The sequence below is a fragment of the Serratia grimesii NBRC 13537 genome (genome assembly GCF_001590905.1).
Lineage (GTDB): Bacteria > Pseudomonadota > Gammaproteobacteria > Enterobacterales > Enterobacteriaceae > Serratia > Serratia grimesii.
Genome location: NZ_BCTT01000011.1, coordinates 149,923 through 168,515, shown reverse-complemented (window position 1 = coordinate 168,515; position 18,593 = coordinate 149,923). Strand labels below are relative to the sequence as shown.

The window sequence follows — 18,593 nt, the reverse complement described above, 5'->3', positions numbered from 1 at the left end:
ATCCCTGCGGAACAACGAAGTCAAAATAGGAGTCATCATGACCTGGGAGTATGCGCTGATTGGTTTGGTGGTCGGTATCGCCATTGGTGCGGTAGCGATGCGTTTTGGTAACCGTAAATTACGCCAACAACAAGTTTTGCAGAACGAGTTGGACAAGAGCAAAACCGAGCTGGAAGAATATCGTCAAGAGCTGGTTGGCCATTTTGCTCGCAGCGCTGAGCTGTTGGACAACATGGCACGTGACTATCGCCAGCTGTATCAGCATATGGCGAAAAGCTCCAACAACTTGCTGCCAGACCTGCCGATGCAGGAAAACCCGTTCCGCTATCGCCTGACCGAAGCCGAAGCGGACAATGATCAGGCGCCGGTAGAAATGCCGCGCGACTACTCTGAAGGCGCATCTGGCCTGCTGCGTGGCGAACGCCCACGCCGCGACTAAACGCTTTTCTTTACCCGTGGGACAGCCCCACGGGTTTCTTACTCTTCCCCCTACTGCTTACCCCGCGCTGAGCTATCCTTAAAGCTGGCGATTGAGTGAACTTTTCACGCAAATTCACGGTCTTACCCTTCACTATGGTATTGCTGCTGCTTTATCATCACTATTTCACCGGCAGGTATTGAGAGAGTTATTATCAATGAAGAAAAAGTCGTTAATTCTTAGTGCATTGGCAATGAGCATTGGCCTCACACTGACCTCCGTACCGGCAGCCACCGCGGCGATGCCCGTCGCCGTTCAGGGGCAGCCGCTGCCAAGCCTGGCGCCGATGCTGGAAAAAGTCTTGCCTGCAGTAGTCAGCGTGCATGTTGAAGGGACTCAGGTGCAGCGCCAACAAGTACCGGAGGAATTTAAACGCTTCTTCGGCCCGGGCGGCCCTGGGCAGCAACAGAGCTCACGTCCATTTGAAGGGCTAGGGTCTGGCGTCATTATCGATGCCACCAAAGGTTATGTGCTGACCAACAATCACGTGATCAACAACGCCGACAAAATCAGCGTGCAGTTGAATGATGGCCGTGAAGTTGACGCCAAGCTGGTTGGTCGTGACGAACAGTCCGACATCGCTTTGCTGCAACTCAGCGACGTGAAAAACCTGACGGCGATTAAAATAGCGGACTCAGATCAACTGCGGGTCGGCGATTTCGCTGTGGCTGTCGGTAACCCATTCGGCCTCGGCCAAACCGCCACTTCCGGTATTATTTCTGCGTTAGGCCGCAGCGGCCTGAACCTGGAAGGGCTGGAAAACTTCATCCAGACCGACGCCTCCATCAACCGGGGCAACTCAGGTGGTGCGTTGGTTAACCTCAACGGCGAGCTGATCGGTATCAACACCGCCATTTTGGCGCCAAGCGGCGGTAACGTGGGCATCGGCTTCGCTATTCCGAGCAACATGGCGCAAAACCTCAGCCAGCAGTTGATCGAGTTTGGTGAAGTGAAACGCGGCTTGCTGGGCATCAAAGGCAGCGAAATGACGGCCGATATGGCCAAGGCATTTAATACCGATGCCCAACGCGGTGCCTTCGTCAGTGAAGTGCTCCCGAAATCAGCCGCCGCCAAGGCAGGTATCAAAGCCGGCGATATTCTGGTTTCTGTTGACGGCAAACCGGTCAGCAGCTTCGCCGAGTTGCGTGCCAAGGTAGGGACTACCGCACCGGGCAAAACCATCAAGGTTGGGTTGCTGCGTGATGGCAAACCACAGGAAGTTTCCGTTACGCTGGATAACAGCGAAAGTGCTTCGACCAATGCCGAAACGCTGTCACCGGCCTTGCAGGGTGTTTCACTCAGCAACAGCGCCATTCCAAGCGGCGAGAAAGGCGTGAAGATCGATCGAGTAGACAAAGGTTCTGTGGCAGCGCAGATCGGGCTACAGAAAGACGATGTAATCATTGGCGTCAACCGCCAGCGTATTGAGAACATCACGGCGCTGCGTAAGGTCCTTGAAGCCAAACCACCAGTAATGGCGCTGAACATCGTACGTGGCGGTGAAACCATTTATCTGCTGCTGCGTTAATCGGTAATTTGTTTAAAAACCGGGCTCGGTGACATACTGCGCCCGGTATTCTCATGTTATCCTCCGTGTATCTTTCATCTCACGTACTAAAACTCCATGTTTGCTAAGCTCTTGCGCTCCGTCGTTATTGGTCTAATCGTTGCCGGTCTGTTGCTGGTTGCTCTGCCTGCGCTACGTTCTTCCAATACTCTGTTCGCAGAAAAACATGACAATACCCGTGATGAAACACCGGTTAGCTACAATAAGGCGGTGCGACGTGCTGCGCCTGCCGTAGTGAATATCTATAACCGTAATATGAGTGGCGCTGCCAACGTGCTGTCGCTAGGTTCTGGCGTGATCATGAACGATCGCGGTTATATCCTAACAAATCGCCACGTGATTAAAGATGCACAGCAAATTACGGTTGTGCTCCAGGATGGCCGCCGCTACGAAGCTCTCTTAGTCGGCTCTGACAGCCTGACCGATCTGGCTGTTCTGAAAATAGATCCTGGCAACCTGCCGGTAATCCCATTTAATAACGCCCGCACTGCACACGTCGGTGACGTCGTCTTGGCGATCGGCAACCCTTATAATCTCGGTCAGACCGTCACCCAGGGTATCCTCAGCGCTACCGGGCGCATCAGTATGAGCACAACCGGCCGCCAGACCTTTCTGCAAACAGATGCTTCGATTAACCGTGGCAACTCGGGTGGCGCGCTGGTCAACTCACTGGGTGAGTTAATCGGTATAAACACGCTGACCTACGACAAAATCACTGACGGTGAGACACCAGAAGGTTTGGGGTTCGCTATTCCTATCGAACTGGCGACCAAAATCATGGATAAACTGATCCGCGACGGTCGTGTCATCCGTGGTTACTTTGGCATTCAGGGTAAAGAGATTATTCCCCTGCGCTCGTCCAATTCTGGTATCGACCGCCTGCAGGGCATTATCGTGACAGAAATTACGCCGAACGGGCCCGCAGGCAATGCAGGTTTCCATATCAACGACGTGATTATCAATGTGGATAACAAACCGGCAATTTCTGTACTGGAAACCATGGACCAAGTGGCTGAGATCCGCCCTGGGACTGAAATTCCGGTGGTCGTGCTGCGAGAGGGAAAACGCATCACGCTGAAGATGACGGTCGGTGAGTTCCCGGAAGACAGCAATTAAAAAGGGCCCGGCAATGCCGAGCCCCAAACTGTATTTCCGCCGGAGGCAACGCCCCGGCGTTTAACAAATTACTCGCCTTTCACACGCTCGATATTTGCACCCAGCGCACGCAGCTTGTCTTCAATACGCTCATAACCACGGTCAATGTGATAGATACGATCGACAACGGTCACACCGTCGGCGATGCAACCTGCCAACACCAGACTGGCAGAAGCGCGCAGATCGGTTGCCATCACTTGAGCGCCAGACAGCTGCTCAACACCATGACAAATCACAGTGTTGCTCTCGATCTCTGCGTGTGCACCCATACGGATCAATTCAGGCACGTGCATGAAACGGTTTTCAAAGATCGTCTCGGTGATCACACCGGTTCCTTCCGCGACCAGGTTCAGCAAGCTGAACTGGGCTTGCATATCGGTCGGGAACCCTGGATGTGGTGCAGTGCGAATGGTAACCGCTTTCGGGCGTTTGCCATGCATATCCAGGCTGATCCAGTCTTCACCAACTTCAATATCCGCACCTGCTTCACGCAGTTTGGCTAACACAGCGTCCAAGGTGTCTGGACGGGTGTCACGGCACAGTACTTTACCGCCAGAAACTGCTGCGGCGATCAGGAAGGTACCGGTCTCAATACGGTCAGGCAGAACGCGATAAACACCGCCACCCAGGCGCTCAACGCCTTCGATAGTGATGCGGTCACTGCCCGCACCAGTAATTTTCGCACCCAGCGTGTTGAGGAAGTTGGCAGTATCGACAATTTCCGGCTCACGTGCAGCGTTTTCAATCACGGTGGTGCCCGTTGCCAGAGTTGCAGCACTCATGATGGTCACGGTAGCGCCAACGCTCACCTTGTCCATAACGATGTGCGCGCCTTTCAGGCGGCCGTCAACGGAAGCTTTAACATAACCTTCTTCCAGTTTGATCTCTGCACCAAGCTGTTCCAGGCCGGTGATATGCAGGTCAACCGGACGTGCACCGATTGCACAACCACCCGGCAGTGAAACCTGACCACGACCAAAACGAGCAACCAATGGCCCCAGCGCCCAAATGGAAGCGCGCATGGTTTTCACCAAATCGTACGGCGCACAAAACTCGTCCACGCCGCTGGCGTCAACAAACACGGAACCGTTGCGCTCAATCTTGGTGCCTAACTGGCTGAGTAGCTTAATGGTGGTATCGATGTCCTTCAGCTTCGGGACATTCTGCAGCTCGACCGGCTCTTCCGCTAACAGTGCGGCGAACAAGATCGGCAGGGCGGCGTTTTTAGCCCCGGAAATAGCAACTTCACCGCTGAGGCGGGTCCGGCCCTGCACACGAAATTTATCCATTTGACTACTCTCTATTATCTAAACTGATGCTGCCCGCCCTTCTGGGCAAACAGCCTTAAAATCCGTTGAGTTTGCGGTCTCGCTGCCACTCTTCAGGGGTATATGCCTTGATCGACAAAGCATGAATACGGTTGTCCGCAATGTATTCCATCAGTGGCGCATAGACCGCCTGCTGTTTTTTAACGCGGCTCATAGCAGCAAATAATTCGCCGACCACGATCACCTGAAAATGGCTGCCGTCGCCGGTAACATGTGCTTCATCCAGTGCCAATGCGCGCATCAACACGTCTTTTATCTCGTTATTTTCCATAGTATCCAGTTCTGCATCAAAAGGATCATAATCAGCCTGACATCTTAGTGGAATACGACGTTTTCTTAAACTAAAGAAAAAGCCCCTGTGTGACAGGGGCTTTTTGAAAGAAAACCGTCTTTAGCCAGCCTAAAATAGGGCTAACCAGCGGTATCGACAGGCATTATTGCTTGCAGGTTGTACAGCGCGATCAGCGTTTTTAAACGATCGCTGGCACCAGAAATTTTTAATTCCACACCACGTTGACGCTGCTGTTCGCGCAGATGCACCAGCAGTGCCAGCCCGGAAGAGTCCACGCGCTGCAGTTGCGTAACGTCGAGGACGGTTTTATCCGCCAGCAACGTTTCCCGCTGTTCCCACAGCGGCAACAACGTTTCCCGATCCAGCTCACCGCGCAGGATCAGGGTCTGTTGTTGCGATTCAAAGCTGAGTGCTGCGGACATCAGTTTTTCTGATCCAGCGTGATTGGCCGCTGCGCTGCTGCCTGCAGTTGTTTGGTCAGGCCCTCAATCCCTTGGGTACGCAACGTAGATGCCCACTCGTTTTGTTTAGTGGTAATCATGCTGACACCTTCGGCAATCATGTCATACGCCTGCCAGTGACCGGTTTTGCTGTTTTTACGCCACTGGAAATCCAGACGCACCGGGGGACGACCGCCTTGATCAATGATGGTTACACGGATGGCCACAATGTCGGCAGTGCCGAGCGGCTGCTCAGGTTCAATCTGATAAGTCTGGCCGTGGTACATCGCCAACGCCTGGCCGTAAGCTTGTTCCAGATAAGCCTGGAATGCGGTGAAGTAAGCTTCACGCTGCGCCGGTGTGGCTTCTTTGTAATAACGGCCCAGCACCAGCGCGCCAGCGTATTTGACCTGTACAAACGGCATCAACTCCTCGTGCACAACGGCACGCAGGTAGTTAGGGTCTTGTTTGATTTTCGGCTGCTCTGTTTTAAGACGGTTGAAGGTCTTTTGAGCCGCATCTTGCATCAGGCTGTAAGGATTGGTTTGATCGACCGCATTCGCCAGCGGCGCAACCACCAGCAGGGCAACCATAAGTAAACGTTTAAACATGCAGGCTTCCTCTCTTAATGAATGGGGGCAGCAGATTGCGGCGCAGCACCGGCAGCCGGGCTAGCAGCCGCGTCTCCCGCTTTATCTGCGTTATCCTGGCCGCCGCTCTTATACAAGAACTGGCCGATCAGATCTTCCAGAACCATTGCTGATTTGGTGTCCTGAATAGTGCCGCCGTCTTTCAAAATGGCAGTCCCCATATCCGGATCTTCAAAACCGACGTTCAGTGCCAGATATTGTTCTCCCAGCAGACCGGAAGTACGGATCGCCAATGAACTGGTATCCGGGATCTGGTCGAATTTATCCTGGATATCCAGGGCGACACGCGGTGTATACGTTTTAGGGTCAAGCGAGATATCAGCCACACGGCCAATGACCACGCCGCCAATTTTCACCGGTGAACGTGCTTTCAGACCGCCGATATTATCGAAGGTCGCGTAAATACGGTATGTTGGTTCGTTACCAATCGACTTAATGTTCGCCACTTGCAGACACAAAAACACGATGGCGCACAGCGCAATCAGCATAAATGCCCCAACCCAGATTTCACTTTTCTTCGTTTGCATCGAATCAATTCCCAAACATCAGTGCTGTCAGCACAAAATCCAATCCCAACACCGCCAGTGACGAATGTACCACGGTACGGGTCGTTGCCCGGCTAATGCCTTCAGAGGTCGGTACCGCATCATACCCGTTGAAAATGGCAATCCAGGTCACGGTGATGGCAAATACCACGCTCTTGATCAGGCAGTTGAGTAAGTCTTTTTTCCACTCTACGGCGCCCTGCATTGCTGACCAGAAGAAGCCACTGTCAATGCCCTTCCAGTCTACGCCAACCACCGAACCGCCCCAGATGCCGATCGCGACAAAGATCAGCGTCAGTAGCGGCATACTGATCAATCCTGCCCAGAAGCGGGGTGCAACAATGCGCCGTAGCGGATCGACTGCCATCATTTCCAGGCTTGAGATTTGTTCGGTTGCCTTCATCAGGCCAATTTCGGCTGTCAACGCCGAACCAGCACGACCAGCAAATAACAGTGCCGTGACCACTGGCCCCAATTCGCGCAGCAATGACAATGCTACCATCATGCCCAAACTGGCCTCGGCGCTGTAGGTGGTGAGCACAATATAACCCTGCAGCCCTAGCACCATGCCGATAAACAACCCGGAGACCATGATGATCAACAGTGACTGTACGCCAACGCTGTGCATCTGTTTGAGCAGCAGCGGCCACTGTTTGCGTGGTTCAGGCCGCCCGACCAGCGCGCCCCACAGCATCAACCCGGCACGCCCAAAGCTGGCGCTGGTGTTGATGCCACGGCGTCCTAACGACGCTAACGCCTGTAATAACATCAGCTTATTTACTCCCTAAACCTAACAGCTCGGCCTGATAGTCACCGGCCGGATAACGGAAAGGTACTGGCCCATCGGCAATACCATCCAGGAACTGGCGCACGCGCGCATCAGGATTGTTCTGTAATTCTTGCGCCGTGCCTTCGGCTATCACCCGATGATCAGCAACAATGTACGCATAATCGGCAATGCTCAGTACTTCTGGCACATCGTGTGAAACCACGATGCAGGTGATACCCAGTGCGTGATTCAGTTCATCGATCAGCTTGACCAATACACCCATGGTGATCGGATCCTGGCCGACAAACGGCTCATCGAACATGATCATTTCCGGGTCGAGCGCGATAGCCCTCGCCAGCGCGGCACGCCGTGCCATACCGCCGGACAATTCATTGGGCATCAGGTCAGCCGCACCACGCAACCCAACAGCTTCCAGCTTCATCATCACCGTGCTGCGCAGGAGCGGCTCCGGCAAACGACTATGTTCACGCAGCGGGTAAGCTACGTTTTCAAACACTGTCAGATCGGTGAACAGCGCCCCCGACTGGAACAGCATGCTCATTTTCTTGCGCGCATCATACAGTTGATGACGGGACAACGCGGGAATGTTGTCGCCATCGAACCAGATCTCGCCACAGTCCGGCGTCAACTGACCGCCGATCAGACGCAAAAGCGTCGTTTTGCCAATACCGGACGGCCCCATGATCGCCGTCACCTTGCCACGGGGAACCGTCAGGTTGATATCTTCAAATATCAGTCGATCGCCGCGCGAGAAACTCATATCGCGAACTTCGACCAGATTCTCTGCCTTCTGGTGCATGTTAATGGATCCTTTACGTACGGCTCATTTTTGCTAAATCTACCCGTGATGTTAAAGCAACGGGCGCAATGCGTCTTATCTTTACAAAAACTTACCGGCATTTCGTTACCAATGGTGCGCCAAGGCACAGCCTATTTTACTTTTACGCGTCACCCGGTCAAAATTGGCACCATAACGAAAAAAAACGAAAGTGTTCATATATTAGCCGGGAAAACCCGTTGCTGCGGCTTTAGTCTGCACAACGGAGGGCAAAGCAAGATAGCCGAATTACGGCTTTTAACCAACGAACCGGGATAATACCCAACAAAGGACCCTGCATGTTTCTCGCGATAGCGTTATTAATCGTTGGTTTATTTTTACTGGTGTATGGCGCAGACCGCTTAGTTTACGGTGCTGCGGTAATTTCTCGTTCACTTGGCGTACCACCGCTGATTATCGGCATGACCATCGTCGGTATCGGCACGTCATTACCGGAACTGTTCGTATCTACGACAGCAGCGCTGAACGGGCAAATAGATATGGCTGTAGGGAACGTATTAGGTTCCAACATTACAAATATTCTATTGATCCTGGGCGTTGCTGCGCTGATACATCCTTTGGCGGCGCGTTCCGAAGTTTTACGGCGCGAACTGCCGCTGATGTTGGCGGTCACAGTATTGTGTGGCTTCGTCTTGATGGATGGCACCTTGAGCCGGCTGGATGGCGTGGTGCTGTTGGCTGCCGCCGCCGTCTTTATTTTGTTGATGCTAAAAATTGCCCGGCTGGCGCAGCGTGAAGGCAATGACAGCCTGACCGTGGAACAAATGGCCGAACTGCCGCAGGACAGCAGCAATACTGTCGCGGTGCTGTGGCTGGTGTTGGCGTTTATCATTCTGCCACTGTCTTCCAGAATGGTGGTCGATAACGCCACGGTGATTGCGCACTATTTCGGTATGAGTGAACTGGTTGTCGGTTTGACCATTATCGCTATTGGAACCAGCCTGCCTGAACTGGCCACCTCCATCGCCGGGGCACTAAAGGGTGAGGATGATATGGCAATTGGTAATATCATCGGTTCCAATATTTTCAACACGGTAATCGTGCTGGGGGTTCCCGCCCTGCTGTCTCCGGGCAGCGTCGATGCCGCCGCCTTCCATCGCGATTACTGGGTGATGTTGGCAGTCAGCATTGTGCTCAGTGCCCTGTGCATTGGGCGGAAACATCGCATCGGCCATCTGGCAGGCGCTCTGTTATTATGTGGTTTTATTGCGTATCTTGCGGTGCTGTTCTTTAACCCTTTCCATTTATTTGGCTATACCCTATAGCCGTTGAAAGATTCGAAGACGGCAAAAGAACGACTAACCGGCCACAGCCGATTTGAACAGCGCTTGCGCTGATCCGCTGGTTGAGCCGAAGAACAAGGCTCATCATCTCTGGGAACTTAGCCCGCTAAGTGCCCAGAGTAAGAAAAAGCAGCCAACACCCCTGTATCTTAAAGAGAAAGGGGATAACCGACGGGAATGAGTATGTCGAACATTCAGTTGCAACCGGGCTTTGATTTTCAGCAGGCAGGTAAAGAAGTGCTGCAGATTGAACGTGACGGGCTGGCTCAGCTCGATCAATACATCAATGCAGACTTCACCCGCGCCTGCGAGTTGATTGCCGGTTGCAGTGGCAAAGTGGTCGTGATGGGCATGGGTAAATCCGGGCATATCGGCTGCAAAATTGCTGCGACCTTTGCCAGCACAGGCACGCCTGCGTTCTTTGTTCATCCTGCCGAAGCCAGCCACGGCGACCTCGGAATGGTCACTACGCAAGATATCGTGCTCGCCATATCAAACTCGGGTGAGTCTAACGAAATCCAGGCGCTGATCCCGGTATTGAAGCGCCAGCAAATCCCATTGATCTGCATGACCAACAATCCGGACAGCTCGATGGGCAAAGCGGCCGATATTCACTTGTGCATCAAGGTGCCACAAGAAGCCTGTCCGCTTGGCCTGGCCCCGACCACCAGCACCACTGCCACTCTGGTGATGGGTGATGCCTTGGCCGTCGCACTGCTGAAAGCGCGGGGGTTCACGCCAGAAGATTTTGCCCTTTCGCACCCAGGCGGCGCTCTGGGTCGCCGATTGTTGCTACGTGTATGCGACATTATGCACAGTGGTGATGAAATCCCCCATGTCAGTGCCGACGCTTCTTTACGCGACGCATTACTGGAGATCACCCGTAAAAATCTGGGTATGACAGTCATCTGTGACGATCTGATGAAGATCGCCGGTATCTTCACCGATGGTGACCTGCGCCGAATATTTGATATGGGCATTAACCTCAACGAAGCCAAGATCGTCGATGTCATGACACAGGGCGGCATACGAGTACGCCCGAACCTGTTGGCCGTCGACGCGTTGAACCTGATGCAGCAACGTCATATCACCGCCGTGCTGGTTGCCGATGGCGACCAATTGCTGGGTGTGGTACATATGCATGACATGCTGCGCGCCGGCGTCGTTTAATTATGGAAGAGAACTCAATGAGTCTGGTTGAAACCTGCTACGGGCCTGTAGAACAAGACGTCATGGCGCGTGCCGGGAAAATCCGCCTGCTGATTTGTGATGTCGATGGCGTGCTGTCAGACGGCCTGATTTTTATGGGCAACAATGGCGAAGAGTTAAAGGCGTTCAACGTCCGTGACGGTTACGGCATCCGCTGCCTGAAAACCTCAGATATCGACGTGGCGATCATCACCGGCCGCTCCGCCAAGCTACTGGAGGACCGAGCTAACACCCTCGGTATCACTCACCTTTATCAGGGGCAATCCGATAAGCTTTTGGCCTTCCGTGAACTGTTGGATACACTGTCGCTCACGGCAGATCAGGTGGCCTATATTGGCGACGATCTGATCGACTGGCCGGTGATGGCGCAAGTGGGCCTGGCCGTTGCAGTCGCAGATGCACATCCGTTGCTGCTACCACGCGCCCATTACGTTACCCGCATTGCCGGCGGCCGGGGCGCGGTGCGCGAGCTGTGTGACATTATTCTTTTGGCTCAGAACAAGCTGGAGGACGCCAAAGGGCTGTCGATATGAGTAAAACCAAACTTTGGATCACCCTCTTGCTGGCGGTGATCGCATTGGCGCTGATTGGCTGGAACATGGCTGACTTCAATAATGACTCGGTCCCAGGGCCGGTCAACAGCCAGGACCCAACTTACCAGAGCCAGCACACGGTCACCATAGTGTACAATCCGACCGGCAAGCTGAGTTACAAGCTGGTGGCGGAAGACGTGAAGTACTATGAGGCCGACGAATTAAGCTGGTTTACCCAGCCAGTGATGACGCTGTTTGATGAAAACGCGGTGGCCACCTGGTCAGTTCGCGCCGATCGCGCCAAACTGACTAAAGACCGGATGCTGTATCTTTACGGCCATGTCGAGGTGAACAGCCTGACCACCACCTCACAGCTGGAAAAAATTAAAACAGACAATGCTCAGGTGAACCTGGTGACCCAAGATGTGGCTTCGGATGACGAAGTGACACTCTACGGGACGAACTTCACCTCTAACGGCATGAAAATGCGTGGGAACCTGCGGGCCAAAACCGCTGAGCTGATTGATAAGGTTAAGACCAACTATGAAATTCAGAACCAACAAACGAAGCCGTAATCTGTTGATCGGCAGCTTGATTTTGGCCGCCAGTGCACCCGCTTGGGCGCTGAAGTCCGACTCCAGTCAACCAGTGAGCATTGACTCACTGAAACAGTCTCTGGACATGCAGAGCAACGTCAGCACCTTTACCGATAACGTGGTGATCAAGCAAGGCACTATCGATATCAAAGCCGACAAGGTCGTGGTGACCAGGCCGGGCGGCGACCAGAACAAAACCTATATTGAAGCCTTTGGTAACCCAGTTACTTTTTACCAGATGCAAGACAGCGGCAAGCCGGTTAAAGGCCATGCCCAAAAGGTCCGTTACGATGTCGCATCGCAGTTAGTGACCCTGACCGGGAATGCCTATCTGGAACAGCTCGACAGCAACGTAAAAGGCGATCGCATCACCTACCTGGTGCAACAGCAGCAAATGCAGGCGTTTAGCGATAAAGGCAAACGCGTGACTACGGTTCTGGTACCGTCGCAGTTGCAAGACAAAAACGGGCAAAAGAAGAGTAACTAATCACTTATGGCTACACTCATCGCAGAAAACTTGGCGAAAGCCTACAAGGGCCGCAAAGTTGTTGAAGACGTCAGTCTGAACGTGAAATCCGGCGAAATCGTCGGCCTTTTGGGGCCAAACGGCGCCGGCAAGACCACCACCTTTTACATGGTGGTCGGTATCGTCCAGCGTGACGCCGGGCGTATCGTGATTGACGAAGAAGATATCAGCCTGTTGCCACTTCATGCGCGCGCACGTCGTGGTATCGGCTATCTGCCGCAAGAAGCGTCAATCTTCCGCCGCCTGAGCGTGTATGACAACCTGATGGCCGTTCTGGAGATCCGTGACGATCTCAGCAGTGAACAGCGAGCAGACCGTGCGGTAGAGCTGATGGAAGAGTTTCATATCACCCATCTGCGCGACAACCTGGGCCAGGCGCTGTCCGGTGGCGAACGCCGCCGCGTGGAGATCGCCCGAGCACTGGCGGCCAACCCGAAATTCATCCTGCTGGATGAACCGTTCGCCGGGGTCGACCCCATTTCCGTTATCGACATTAAAAAAATTATCGAGCACTTGCGTGACAGCGGCCTGGGCGTGCTGATCACCGACCACAACGTGCGCGAAACGCTGGACGTATGTGAACGCGCCTATATCGTCAGCCAGGGCAAACTGATTGCTCACGGCACGCCGGATGCTATTCTGGCCGATGAGCAGGTGAAACGCGTTTATCTGGGCGAAGAATTCCGCCTCTGAGTACCAGCACGTCCTGATGGGCGACGCTTAACGGAAGTAGACAGAAGATTATGAAGCAAGGTTTGCAACTCAGGTTTAGTCAACAATTGGCTATGACCCCCCAACTCCAGCAGGCGATTCGCCTGTTGCAGTTGTCCACGCTTGAGCTCCAGCAGGAGATACAGCTGGCGTTAGAGAGCAACCCATTGCTTGAACAGACCGACCTGCACGAAGAAATCGATACCAAAGAAACCATCGAAACCGAAGGTTTGGACACCCGCGAAGCGCTGGAACAGAAAGACATGCCAGAAGAGCTGCCGCTGGACGCCACTTGGGACGAAATCTACACGGCGGGCACCCCCTCTGGCACCCGCACTGATTACAGTGATGATGAGCTGCCGGTTTATCAGGGTGAAACCACCCAGACCCTGCAAGACTATCTGATGTGGCAGGTAGATCTCACACCGTTTTCCGATACGGATGCCGCCATCGCCACCTCAATCGTCGACGCTGTCGATGACACCGGTTATCTCACCGTGCCACTGGAAGACATTCTGGAGAGCATCGGTGACGAAAATGTGACAATGGACGAAGTCGAAGCCGTGTTGAAACGCGTACAGCGTTTTGATCCGGTTGGCGTTGCCGCGCGCGATCTGCGCGACTGCTTGTTGGTTCAGCTTTCCCAATATGCCGAAGACACGCCGTATCTGGCTGAAGCACGCCTGATCATCAGTGAACATCTGGACTTGCTGGCGAACCACGACTTTCGCAGCCTGATGCGATCAACGCGCTCAAAAGAAGATACACTGAAAGAAGCGATGCAGTTGATCCAGTCACTCGATCCACGTCCGGGCCAGTCGATCAATACCGGCGAGTCTGAGTATGTGATCCCAGACGTGCTGGTACGCAAGGTGCAAGATGTTTGGACGGTTGAGCTCAACAGCGACAGTATTCCACGGCTGAAGATCAACCAGCAATACGCCGCAATGGGCAACAGCGCGCGTAACGACAGTGACGGTCAGTACATCCGCAGCAATCTGCAGGAAGCCAAATGGCTGATCAAAAGTCTGGAAAGCCGAAACGACACCTTACTGAAAGTCTCACGCTGCATTGTCGAGCAGCAGCAGGCCTTCTTTGAGCAGGGTGCAGAATTTATGAAGCCCATGGTACTGGCAGATATCGCACAGGCCGTGGAGATGCATGAATCGACAATCTCACGTGTGACTACGCAGAAGTTTTTGCACAGTCCGCGCGGCATTTTCGAATTGAAATATTTCTTCTCAAGCCATGTGAATACCGACAGCGGGGGCGAAGCTTCCTCTACGGCGATCCGGGCAGTCGTGAAGAAAATGATCGCGGCGGAAAACCCCGCCAAACCGCTCAGCGACAGCAAGCTGGCCACCCTGCTCTCCGACCAGGGGATCATCGTGGCGCGGCGTACCGTCGCCAAGTACCGAGAGTCTTTGTCCATCCCGCCGTCCAACCAACGTAAACAGTTGGTTTGACCTCTATTGAGAAGGAAGACACTATGCAGCTCAACATTACCGGACACCACATCGAAATCACCGAACCATTGCGTGAGTTCGTGAACACTAAGTTCGCCAAACTCGAACAGTATTTTGACCGCATAAATCAGGTGTATGTCGTTCTTAGTGTGGAAAAAGTGCAACAGATCGCGGAAGCGACAGTGCACGTGAATGGAGGCGAGTTGCACGCCACCTCGGAAGACGAGAACATGTATGCTGCAATTGATACCCTGATCGACAAACTGGCACGTCAATTGAACAAACATAAAGACAAACTGAAGCAACACTGACATTCTGGGCCGTTTCCGTCAGCGGATTCGGCTCAAACGTATATTCGGCCATCGGCGCGTTACCTGTCTTTGTATGGGTACCGCGCCGATAAGCCAACAGGCGAAAAATCACCTCACAAGCCTGCTTGCTGGTGTGATTTTAAGTGAAGATGAGATGAACAACGAAACAATGCAATTAAGCTCGGTCTTAAACATCGAGTGCACCAGAAGCGCCGTCCATTGCACTAGCAAGAAACGCGCTTTGGAAATTATCAGCGAACTGGCCGCCAAGCAGCTAAACCTGTCACCACAGGTGGTGTTTGACGCGGTTCTCACCCGCGAGCGTATGGGCAGCACCGGTATCGGCAACGGTATCGCCATTCCCCATGGCAAACTGGAAGAGGACACATTGCGGGCTGTTGGCGTGTTTATCCGTCTCGACCAACCTATCGCCTTTGATGCTATTGATAATCAGCCGGTCGATCTGCTGTTTGCCTTACTGGTACCGGCCGACCAATGTAAAACCCATTTGCATACCCTGTCTCTGGTCGCGAAGCGCCTGGCCGACAAAACCGTATGCCGTCGCCTGCGCGCCGCGCAAAGTGACGAAGAGCTTTACCAAATCATCACCGAGTAACGCCCGGCTGGCGTGACTTCCAGCCCGGATAACGATACTGTTTAGCCATGATGGATTCCGGTTCAGGCCGGAATAATAAAGTTTCTAACGGTGGCGATAGACGCCACTGAGATGCCAGGGGAGTTTCCACATGGTGCTGATGATTGTCAGCGGCCGTTCCGGTTCAGGGAAATCCGTCGCCTTACGGGCGTTGGAAGACATGGGTTTTTACTGCGTTGATAACCTGCCCGTGGTACTGCTGCCGCAGCTTGCCAATACGCTGGCTGAACGCAACAGCTCCGCGGCGGTAAGCATCGACGTACGTAACATGCCGGAATCGCCGGAAGTGTTTGAATATGCGATGACTCAACTGCCGGACAGCTTCTCACCGCAGTTGCTGTTCCTCGACGCCGATCGCAATACGCTGATTCGCCGCTACAGTGATACACGCCGTCTGCATCCGCTCTCCAGCAAGAACCTGTCACTGGAAAGCGCTATCGATGAAGAAAGTGATCTGCTCGAACCATTGCGGTCCAGAGCCGACCTAATCATCGACACCTCAGAAATGTCAGTGCATGAGCTGGCTGAAATGCTGCGTACCCGCCTGTTGGGCAAACGCGAGCGCGAGCTGACCATGGTGTTTGAATCCTTCGGCTTTAAACACGGTATCCCAATCGACGCCGATTACGTGTTCGACGTACGCTTCCTGCCGAACCCACACTGGGATCCCAAACTGCGCCCAATGACCGGTTTGGATAAGCCCGTCGCTTCATTCCTCGATCGCCACACTGAAGTGCACAACTTCATCTACCAGACTCGCAGTTATCTGGAGCAGTGGCTGCCGATGCTGGAAACCAACAACCGTAGCTACCTGACGGTTGCCATTGGCTGTACCGGCGGTAAGCACCGTTCGGTGTATGTGGCAGAGCAGTTGGCCGACTACTTCCGCTCACGCGGCAAGAACGTGCAATCACGCCATCGTACGTTGGAAAAACGCAAACAATGACGGTCAAGCAAACAGTTGAAATCAAAAATAAACTTGGCATGCATGCGCGCCCAGCGATGAAGCTGTTCGAGTTGGTGCAGAGTTTTGACGCCGAGGTTATGCTGCGTAACGACAGCGGCACAGAAGCCGAGGCCAGCAGCGTGATTGCGCTGCTGATGTTGGACTCTGCACAAGGCCGTCACATCGAAGTTGAAGCCACCGGCCCGGATGAAGTTAAAGCGCTGGCTGCCGTGATTGAGTTGATTAATTCCGGCTTTGACGAAGACTAAAAGGTAAGGTGCGCCACCTGCTGCGCACCTGCTTCAAAACATATCACTCCTGCCGCTAGATCCGACTCAAACAGTCTAACGCCACTGCCTTAAAACTATCAAAATTGTCACTGCCCAGCAGACGACTCATCGATCGTTCACGCACGAAGGTGACGAACAGATCATAGATCGCCATCGCTTCTTCATAGTCACTTTTGCTGATTGCCAGCAAGAAGATCACGTGAGCGATCTCACCGTCTCCCCAGACGACGCCCTGTGGCGCCAGCAACGTCACCACCACGGTTTTTTTCGCCAGCAAGCCTAGTGAGTGCGGCAGGGCAATGCCTTCGCCCAACATCGTGGAAACAATGGTTTCGCGCTCCACTACCGACGGATAAAAATCATCGCCAACATAGCCTTCACGCTCAAGCTGGCTACAGACTTTCTGGAACAATTGCGCCTGGGTCAGCGGTTCGTTCACCACCATGAAGTGATCAGCATCGAAGAACTTTTCCAACATGTAAGGTTTGGTTCGATCCACCAGGACCAACTTGCCGAGCTGCTCGAGCTGATATTCAGTCGGGAACGGTGACATCACAACAACAGGTTTGTTCTTTTCGCTGACCCGCGCGTTAGAAATAACAAAATCTTCGTCAATGTGGTTGAGCACCTCGTAATCACGTAGCGAAACGATCCGCGTCATTACCAGTTGCGGGTACTTACGTGCGATCTGTGCCTGGATCATCCGCACCGTCGAGTTGCCGGTGTCACATACCAACATCACCTGTGGGTGCCGCTCATAGCCAATGTTGTAATGCCGTTCCAGACCAACCCCAATGTGCAGCACCAGGTACCCAATCTCGTTCTCGCTCAGGGTATAAGGCGTGTATTTCCCCCAGCTAGACACTGCTGCCAATGTCACATCATAGGCCATCGGGTAATGCTGCTTGATATTCGCCAGCAGTGGATTGGGGATATTAATCTGGTATTTCACCCGGGTAATCATGGTCTTGATATGGGTGAGCAGATCGGCTCGCAGCTGTGTGTCGCCCTGCAGATTGTAGTTATAGTGCGCGTTGATGTACGACAGAATGTAATCCACCAGCGCTTCTTCATCGTCAGCATTGATCTCCGTCGGCTGCACCTCTTGAACCCGGCGCGCAGCAATATTCACCCGCAAGTAGGCCTCTTCCGCCATTGATATATCTTTCCCGCTAGCTTTACGCAGCTCACTTGCCAACCAGGTAGAGACCTTGCGCACAGCATCATCACCATCCTCAACGTCAAAGTCCGGCAACGGATAACCGTCGGTAATGCGTCGCAGCGCCACTGCACAGTAGAAAATCAGATACTGCTCACCTTCGTCCGTCAGACGAATGGCATATTGCGACAGCAACGGATGCAGTAAACCGGCAAAGGTCGTCACCTGCGGTTGCCGCAGGATCTCATTGTTGAGCAGTGGATTTTCGGCATCGGCCAAATGCAACTGGAATAACAGATCGGTCAGACAGGCGCGGATCGCCATCTCCGAACCGAACAGCTTCATGCCATAGCGCGGTTTGGTTTCAATGGTTAACTGGTAGTGCACCAGGCGCTCTCTCACCTCAGCCATGTCGTTTTGCAGCGTACCGCGGCTGACAAACCATTCATCGGCTAAATCTTCAAGCTTTAGAGAAAAAGCTGAGGTCAAAAAACGAATCAGCAGATAGTGCACCCGCTCCTGTGCACTGCGTGGAGTCGCATGCTTTTTGCGTTCTTGATGCTGTAAGGCGCTGAACAGTACGGCGTCATCTATCTGTAAGTGATAGCCCGCACCACGGTTATGCACAAAGTGGGCGCCGTATTTTTCCAGAATGTCGTTCAGTGCAGTGATATCGGCACGCACGGTCCGGGTGGACACAGCGAAACGCTTCGCCAACTCGTCTTGTGGCAAAGTCTCAGACTGTAAAGCATCAAACAGATAGGCCAAACGCGGGTAGGGAAATCGCACCATTCTCTTTCCGTCAATTAAAGTGCCCGCCTGGGG

The 18,593-nt window shown here is 53.4% G+C and carries 22 protein-coding genes; 14 read left to right on the top strand and 8 right to left on the bottom strand.

Translation table 11 applies throughout. The features are described from left to right. Nucleotides 1-37: 37 nt before the first annotated feature. The 3 genes from zapG to degS all read left to right on the top strand — a co-directional run bounded on the left by zapG (nucleotide 38) and on the right by degS (nucleotide 3,161). The gene (gene zapG / locus SGR01S_RS14765; protein WP_006317094.1) at nucleotides 38-439 is read left to right on the top strand and encodes a Z-ring associated protein ZapG; all 402 of its coding nucleotides are present in this window, start codon (nucleotides 38-40) and stop codon (nucleotides 437-439) included. 196 nt (nucleotides 440-635) lie between these two features. Continuing rightward, entirely contained in the window at nucleotides 636-2,006 is a 1,371-nt protein-coding gene (degQ, locus tag SGR01S_RS14760; RefSeq protein WP_037416356.1) for a serine endoprotease DegQ, read from the top strand. A 96-nt stretch (nucleotides 2,007-2,102) separates the two neighbouring features. Continuing rightward, complete coding sequence (gene degS / locus SGR01S_RS14755; protein ID WP_061807832.1) at nucleotides 2,103-3,161, top strand: outer membrane-stress sensor serine endopeptidase DegS; 1,059 nt, start codon at nucleotides 2,103-2,105, stop codon at nucleotides 3,159-3,161. Nucleotides 3,162-3,229: 68 nt separating this feature from the next. Here the strand turns inward: degS and murA are convergent, their stop codons facing one another. The 7 genes from murA to mlaF form a co-directional block, all read right to left on the bottom strand. Continuing rightward, nucleotides 3,230-4,489, bottom strand: a complete 1,260-nt coding sequence (murA, locus tag SGR01S_RS14750) for a UDP-N-acetylglucosamine 1-carboxyvinyltransferase (RefSeq protein ID WP_037416349.1) — start codon at nucleotides 4,487-4,489, stop codon at nucleotides 3,230-3,232. Nucleotides 4,490-4,544: 55 nt separating this feature from the next. Next, nucleotides 4,545-4,799: a BolA family iron metabolism protein IbaG gene (gene ibaG / locus SGR01S_RS14745; protein WP_017894138.1), complete on the bottom strand. Its 255-nt coding sequence runs from the start codon at nucleotides 4,797-4,799 to the stop codon at nucleotides 4,545-4,547. 140 nt (nucleotides 4,800-4,939) lie between these two features. Beyond that, nucleotides 4,940-5,242, bottom strand: coding sequence for a lipid asymmetry maintenance protein MlaB (gene mlaB, locus SGR01S_RS14740; RefSeq protein WP_037416347.1), 303 nt, complete (start codon nucleotides 5,240-5,242; stop codon nucleotides 4,940-4,942). Then, entirely contained in the window at nucleotides 5,242-5,871 is a 630-nt protein-coding gene (gene mlaC, locus SGR01S_RS14735; RefSeq protein WP_061807831.1) for a phospholipid-binding protein MlaC, read from the bottom strand. The genes mlaB and mlaC overlap by 1 nt, the downstream gene beginning before the upstream one ends. Nucleotides 5,872-5,885: 14 nt before the next feature. Further along, entirely contained in the window at nucleotides 5,886-6,437 is a 552-nt protein-coding gene (mlaD, locus tag SGR01S_RS14730) for an outer membrane lipid asymmetry maintenance protein MlaD (protein WP_037416342.1), read from the bottom strand. Between the two features lie 4 nt (nucleotides 6,438-6,441). Further along, nucleotides 6,442-7,224: a lipid asymmetry maintenance ABC transporter permease subunit MlaE gene (gene mlaE / locus SGR01S_RS14725; RefSeq protein ID WP_037416339.1), complete on the bottom strand. Its 783-nt coding sequence runs from the start codon at nucleotides 7,222-7,224 to the stop codon at nucleotides 6,442-6,444. 4 nt (nucleotides 7,225-7,228) lie between these two features. Continuing rightward, nucleotides 7,229-8,044, bottom strand: a complete 816-nt coding sequence (mlaF, locus tag SGR01S_RS14720) for a phospholipid ABC transporter ATP-binding protein MlaF (protein WP_037416336.1) — start codon at nucleotides 8,042-8,044, stop codon at nucleotides 7,229-7,231. 317 nt (nucleotides 8,045-8,361) lie between these two features. On the opposite strand from mlaF, the gene SGR01S_RS14715 reads away from it, so the two are divergent. The 11 genes from SGR01S_RS14715 to npr all read left to right on the top strand — a co-directional run bounded on the left by SGR01S_RS14715 (nucleotide 8,362) and on the right by npr (nucleotide 16,588). Next, on the top strand, nucleotides 8,362-9,348 hold the full coding sequence (locus SGR01S_RS14715; RefSeq protein ID WP_061807830.1) for a calcium/sodium antiporter: 987 nt from the start codon (nucleotides 8,362-8,364) through the stop codon (nucleotides 9,346-9,348). A 201-nt stretch (nucleotides 9,349-9,549) separates the two neighbouring features. After that, complete coding sequence (gene kdsD, locus SGR01S_RS14710; RefSeq protein ID WP_061807829.1) at nucleotides 9,550-10,536, top strand: arabinose-5-phosphate isomerase KdsD; 987 nt, start codon at nucleotides 9,550-9,552, stop codon at nucleotides 10,534-10,536. A 17-nt stretch (nucleotides 10,537-10,553) separates the two neighbouring features. Next, nucleotides 10,554-11,108: a 3-deoxy-manno-octulosonate-8-phosphatase KdsC gene (gene kdsC / locus SGR01S_RS14705; RefSeq protein WP_037416326.1), complete on the top strand. Its 555-nt coding sequence runs from the start codon at nucleotides 10,554-10,556 to the stop codon at nucleotides 11,106-11,108. Beyond that, complete coding sequence (lptC, locus tag SGR01S_RS14700) at nucleotides 11,105-11,683, top strand: LPS export ABC transporter periplasmic protein LptC (RefSeq protein ID WP_037416323.1); 579 nt, start codon at nucleotides 11,105-11,107, stop codon at nucleotides 11,681-11,683. Before kdsC ends, lptC begins: the two co-directional genes overlap by 4 nt. Beyond that, on the top strand, nucleotides 11,652-12,191 hold the full coding sequence (lptA, locus tag SGR01S_RS14695; protein WP_037416318.1) for a lipopolysaccharide ABC transporter substrate-binding protein LptA: 540 nt from the start codon (nucleotides 11,652-11,654) through the stop codon (nucleotides 12,189-12,191). The genes lptC and lptA overlap by 32 nt, the downstream gene beginning before the upstream one ends. 6 nt (nucleotides 12,192-12,197) lie before the next feature. Continuing rightward, nucleotides 12,198-12,923, top strand: coding sequence for an LPS export ABC transporter ATP-binding protein (lptB, locus tag SGR01S_RS14690; protein WP_061807828.1), 726 nt, complete (start codon nucleotides 12,198-12,200; stop codon nucleotides 12,921-12,923). Nucleotides 12,924-12,973: 50 nt separating this feature from the next. Then, a complete protein-coding gene (gene rpoN, locus SGR01S_RS14685) occupies nucleotides 12,974-14,407 on the top strand; it encodes an RNA polymerase factor sigma-54 (protein ID WP_037416312.1) in 1,434 nt (477 codons plus the stop codon). Between the two features lie 23 nt (nucleotides 14,408-14,430). Further along, nucleotides 14,431-14,718 carry a ribosome hibernation promoting factor gene (hpf, locus tag SGR01S_RS14680; protein WP_004948547.1) on the top strand — a complete coding sequence of 96 codons (288 nt, stop codon included), beginning with the start codon at nucleotides 14,431-14,433 and terminating at the stop codon, nucleotides 14,716-14,718. Nucleotides 14,719-14,872: 154 nt separating this feature from the next. Continuing rightward, nucleotides 14,873-15,334, top strand: a complete 462-nt coding sequence (ptsN, locus tag SGR01S_RS14675; RefSeq protein WP_172479792.1) for a PTS IIA-like nitrogen regulatory protein PtsN — start codon at nucleotides 14,873-14,875, stop codon at nucleotides 15,332-15,334. A gap of 130 nt (nucleotides 15,335-15,464) precedes the next feature. After that, on the top strand, nucleotides 15,465-16,319 hold the full coding sequence (gene rapZ, locus SGR01S_RS14670) for an RNase adapter RapZ (RefSeq protein WP_012147065.1): 855 nt from the start codon (nucleotides 15,465-15,467) through the stop codon (nucleotides 16,317-16,319). After that, nucleotides 16,316-16,588 (top strand): PTS phosphocarrier protein NPr, encoded by a 273-nt coding sequence (npr, locus tag SGR01S_RS14665; protein WP_020831874.1) that lies wholly within the window; start codon nucleotides 16,316-16,318, stop codon nucleotides 16,586-16,588. Before rapZ ends, npr begins: the two co-directional genes overlap by 4 nt. A gap of 55 nt (nucleotides 16,589-16,643) precedes the next feature. Here npr and SGR01S_RS14660 read toward each other — a convergent pair whose 3' ends face one another. Beyond that, nucleotides 16,644-18,560, bottom strand: coding sequence for a BglG family transcription antiterminator (locus SGR01S_RS14660; protein ID WP_061807827.1), 1,917 nt, complete (start codon nucleotides 18,558-18,560; stop codon nucleotides 16,644-16,646). Nucleotides 18,561-18,593 lie beyond the last annotated feature (33 nt).

What these genes read in the sequence shown, in the direction of transcription:
- degQ (WP_037416356.1), top strand. Translation starts at nt 636, where the DNA reads ATGAAGAAAAAGTCGTTAATTCTTAGTGCATTGGCAATGAGCATTGGC.
- ibaG (WP_017894138.1), bottom strand. Translation starts at nt 4,799, where the DNA reads ATGGAAAATAACGAGATAAAAGACGTGTTGATGCGCGCATTGGCACTG.
- lptC (WP_037416323.1), top strand. Translation starts at nt 11,105, where the DNA reads ATGAGTAAAACCAAACTTTGGATCACCCTCTTGCTGGCGGTGATCGCA.
- npr (WP_020831874.1), top strand. Translation starts at nt 16,316, where the DNA reads ATGACGGTCAAGCAAACAGTTGAAATCAAAAATAAACTTGGCATGCAT.
- mlaD (WP_037416342.1), bottom strand. Translation starts at nt 6,437, where the DNA reads ATGCAAACGAAGAAAAGTGAAATCTGGGTTGGGGCATTTATGCTGATT.
- rpoN (WP_037416312.1), top strand. Translation starts at nt 12,974, where the DNA reads ATGAAGCAAGGTTTGCAACTCAGGTTTAGTCAACAATTGGCTATGACC.
- degS (WP_061807832.1), top strand. Translation starts at nt 2,103, where the DNA reads ATGTTTGCTAAGCTCTTGCGCTCCGTCGTTATTGGTCTAATCGTTGCC.
- kdsD (WP_061807829.1), top strand. Translation starts at nt 9,550, where the DNA reads ATGTCGAACATTCAGTTGCAACCGGGCTTTGATTTTCAGCAGGCAGGT.
- lptB (WP_061807828.1), top strand. Translation starts at nt 12,198, where the DNA reads ATGGCTACACTCATCGCAGAAAACTTGGCGAAAGCCTACAAGGGCCGC.
- mlaF (WP_037416336.1), bottom strand. Translation starts at nt 8,044, where the DNA reads ATGCACCAGAAGGCAGAGAATCTGGTCGAAGTTCGCGATATGAGTTTC.
- kdsC (WP_037416326.1), top strand. Translation starts at nt 10,554, where the DNA reads ATGAGTCTGGTTGAAACCTGCTACGGGCCTGTAGAACAAGACGTCATG.
- ptsN (WP_172479792.1), top strand. Translation starts at nt 14,873, where the DNA reads ATGAACAACGAAACAATGCAATTAAGCTCGGTCTTAAACATCGAGTGC.
- zapG (WP_006317094.1), top strand. Translation starts at nt 38, where the DNA reads ATGACCTGGGAGTATGCGCTGATTGGTTTGGTGGTCGGTATCGCCATT.
- hpf (WP_004948547.1), top strand. Translation starts at nt 14,431, where the DNA reads ATGCAGCTCAACATTACCGGACACCACATCGAAATCACCGAACCATTG.
- mlaC (WP_061807831.1), bottom strand. Translation starts at nt 5,871, where the DNA reads ATGTTTAAACGTTTACTTATGGTTGCCCTGCTGGTGGTTGCGCCGCTG.
- rapZ (WP_012147065.1), top strand. Translation starts at nt 15,465, where the DNA reads ATGGTGCTGATGATTGTCAGCGGCCGTTCCGGTTCAGGGAAATCCGTC.
- mlaB (WP_037416347.1), bottom strand. Translation starts at nt 5,242, where the DNA reads ATGTCCGCAGCACTCAGCTTTGAATCGCAACAACAGACCCTGATCCTG.
- SGR01S_RS14660 (WP_061807827.1), bottom strand. Translation starts at nt 18,560, where the DNA reads ATGGTGCGATTTCCCTACCCGCGTTTGGCCTATCTGTTTGATGCTTTA.
- SGR01S_RS14715 (WP_061807830.1), top strand. Translation starts at nt 8,362, where the DNA reads ATGTTTCTCGCGATAGCGTTATTAATCGTTGGTTTATTTTTACTGGTG.
- lptA (WP_037416318.1), top strand. Translation starts at nt 11,652, where the DNA reads ATGAAATTCAGAACCAACAAACGAAGCCGTAATCTGTTGATCGGCAGC.
- murA (WP_037416349.1), bottom strand. Translation starts at nt 4,489, where the DNA reads ATGGATAAATTTCGTGTGCAGGGCCGGACCCGCCTCAGCGGTGAAGTT.
- mlaE (WP_037416339.1), bottom strand. Translation starts at nt 7,224, where the DNA reads ATGTTATTACAGGCGTTAGCGTCGTTAGGACGCCGTGGCATCAACACC.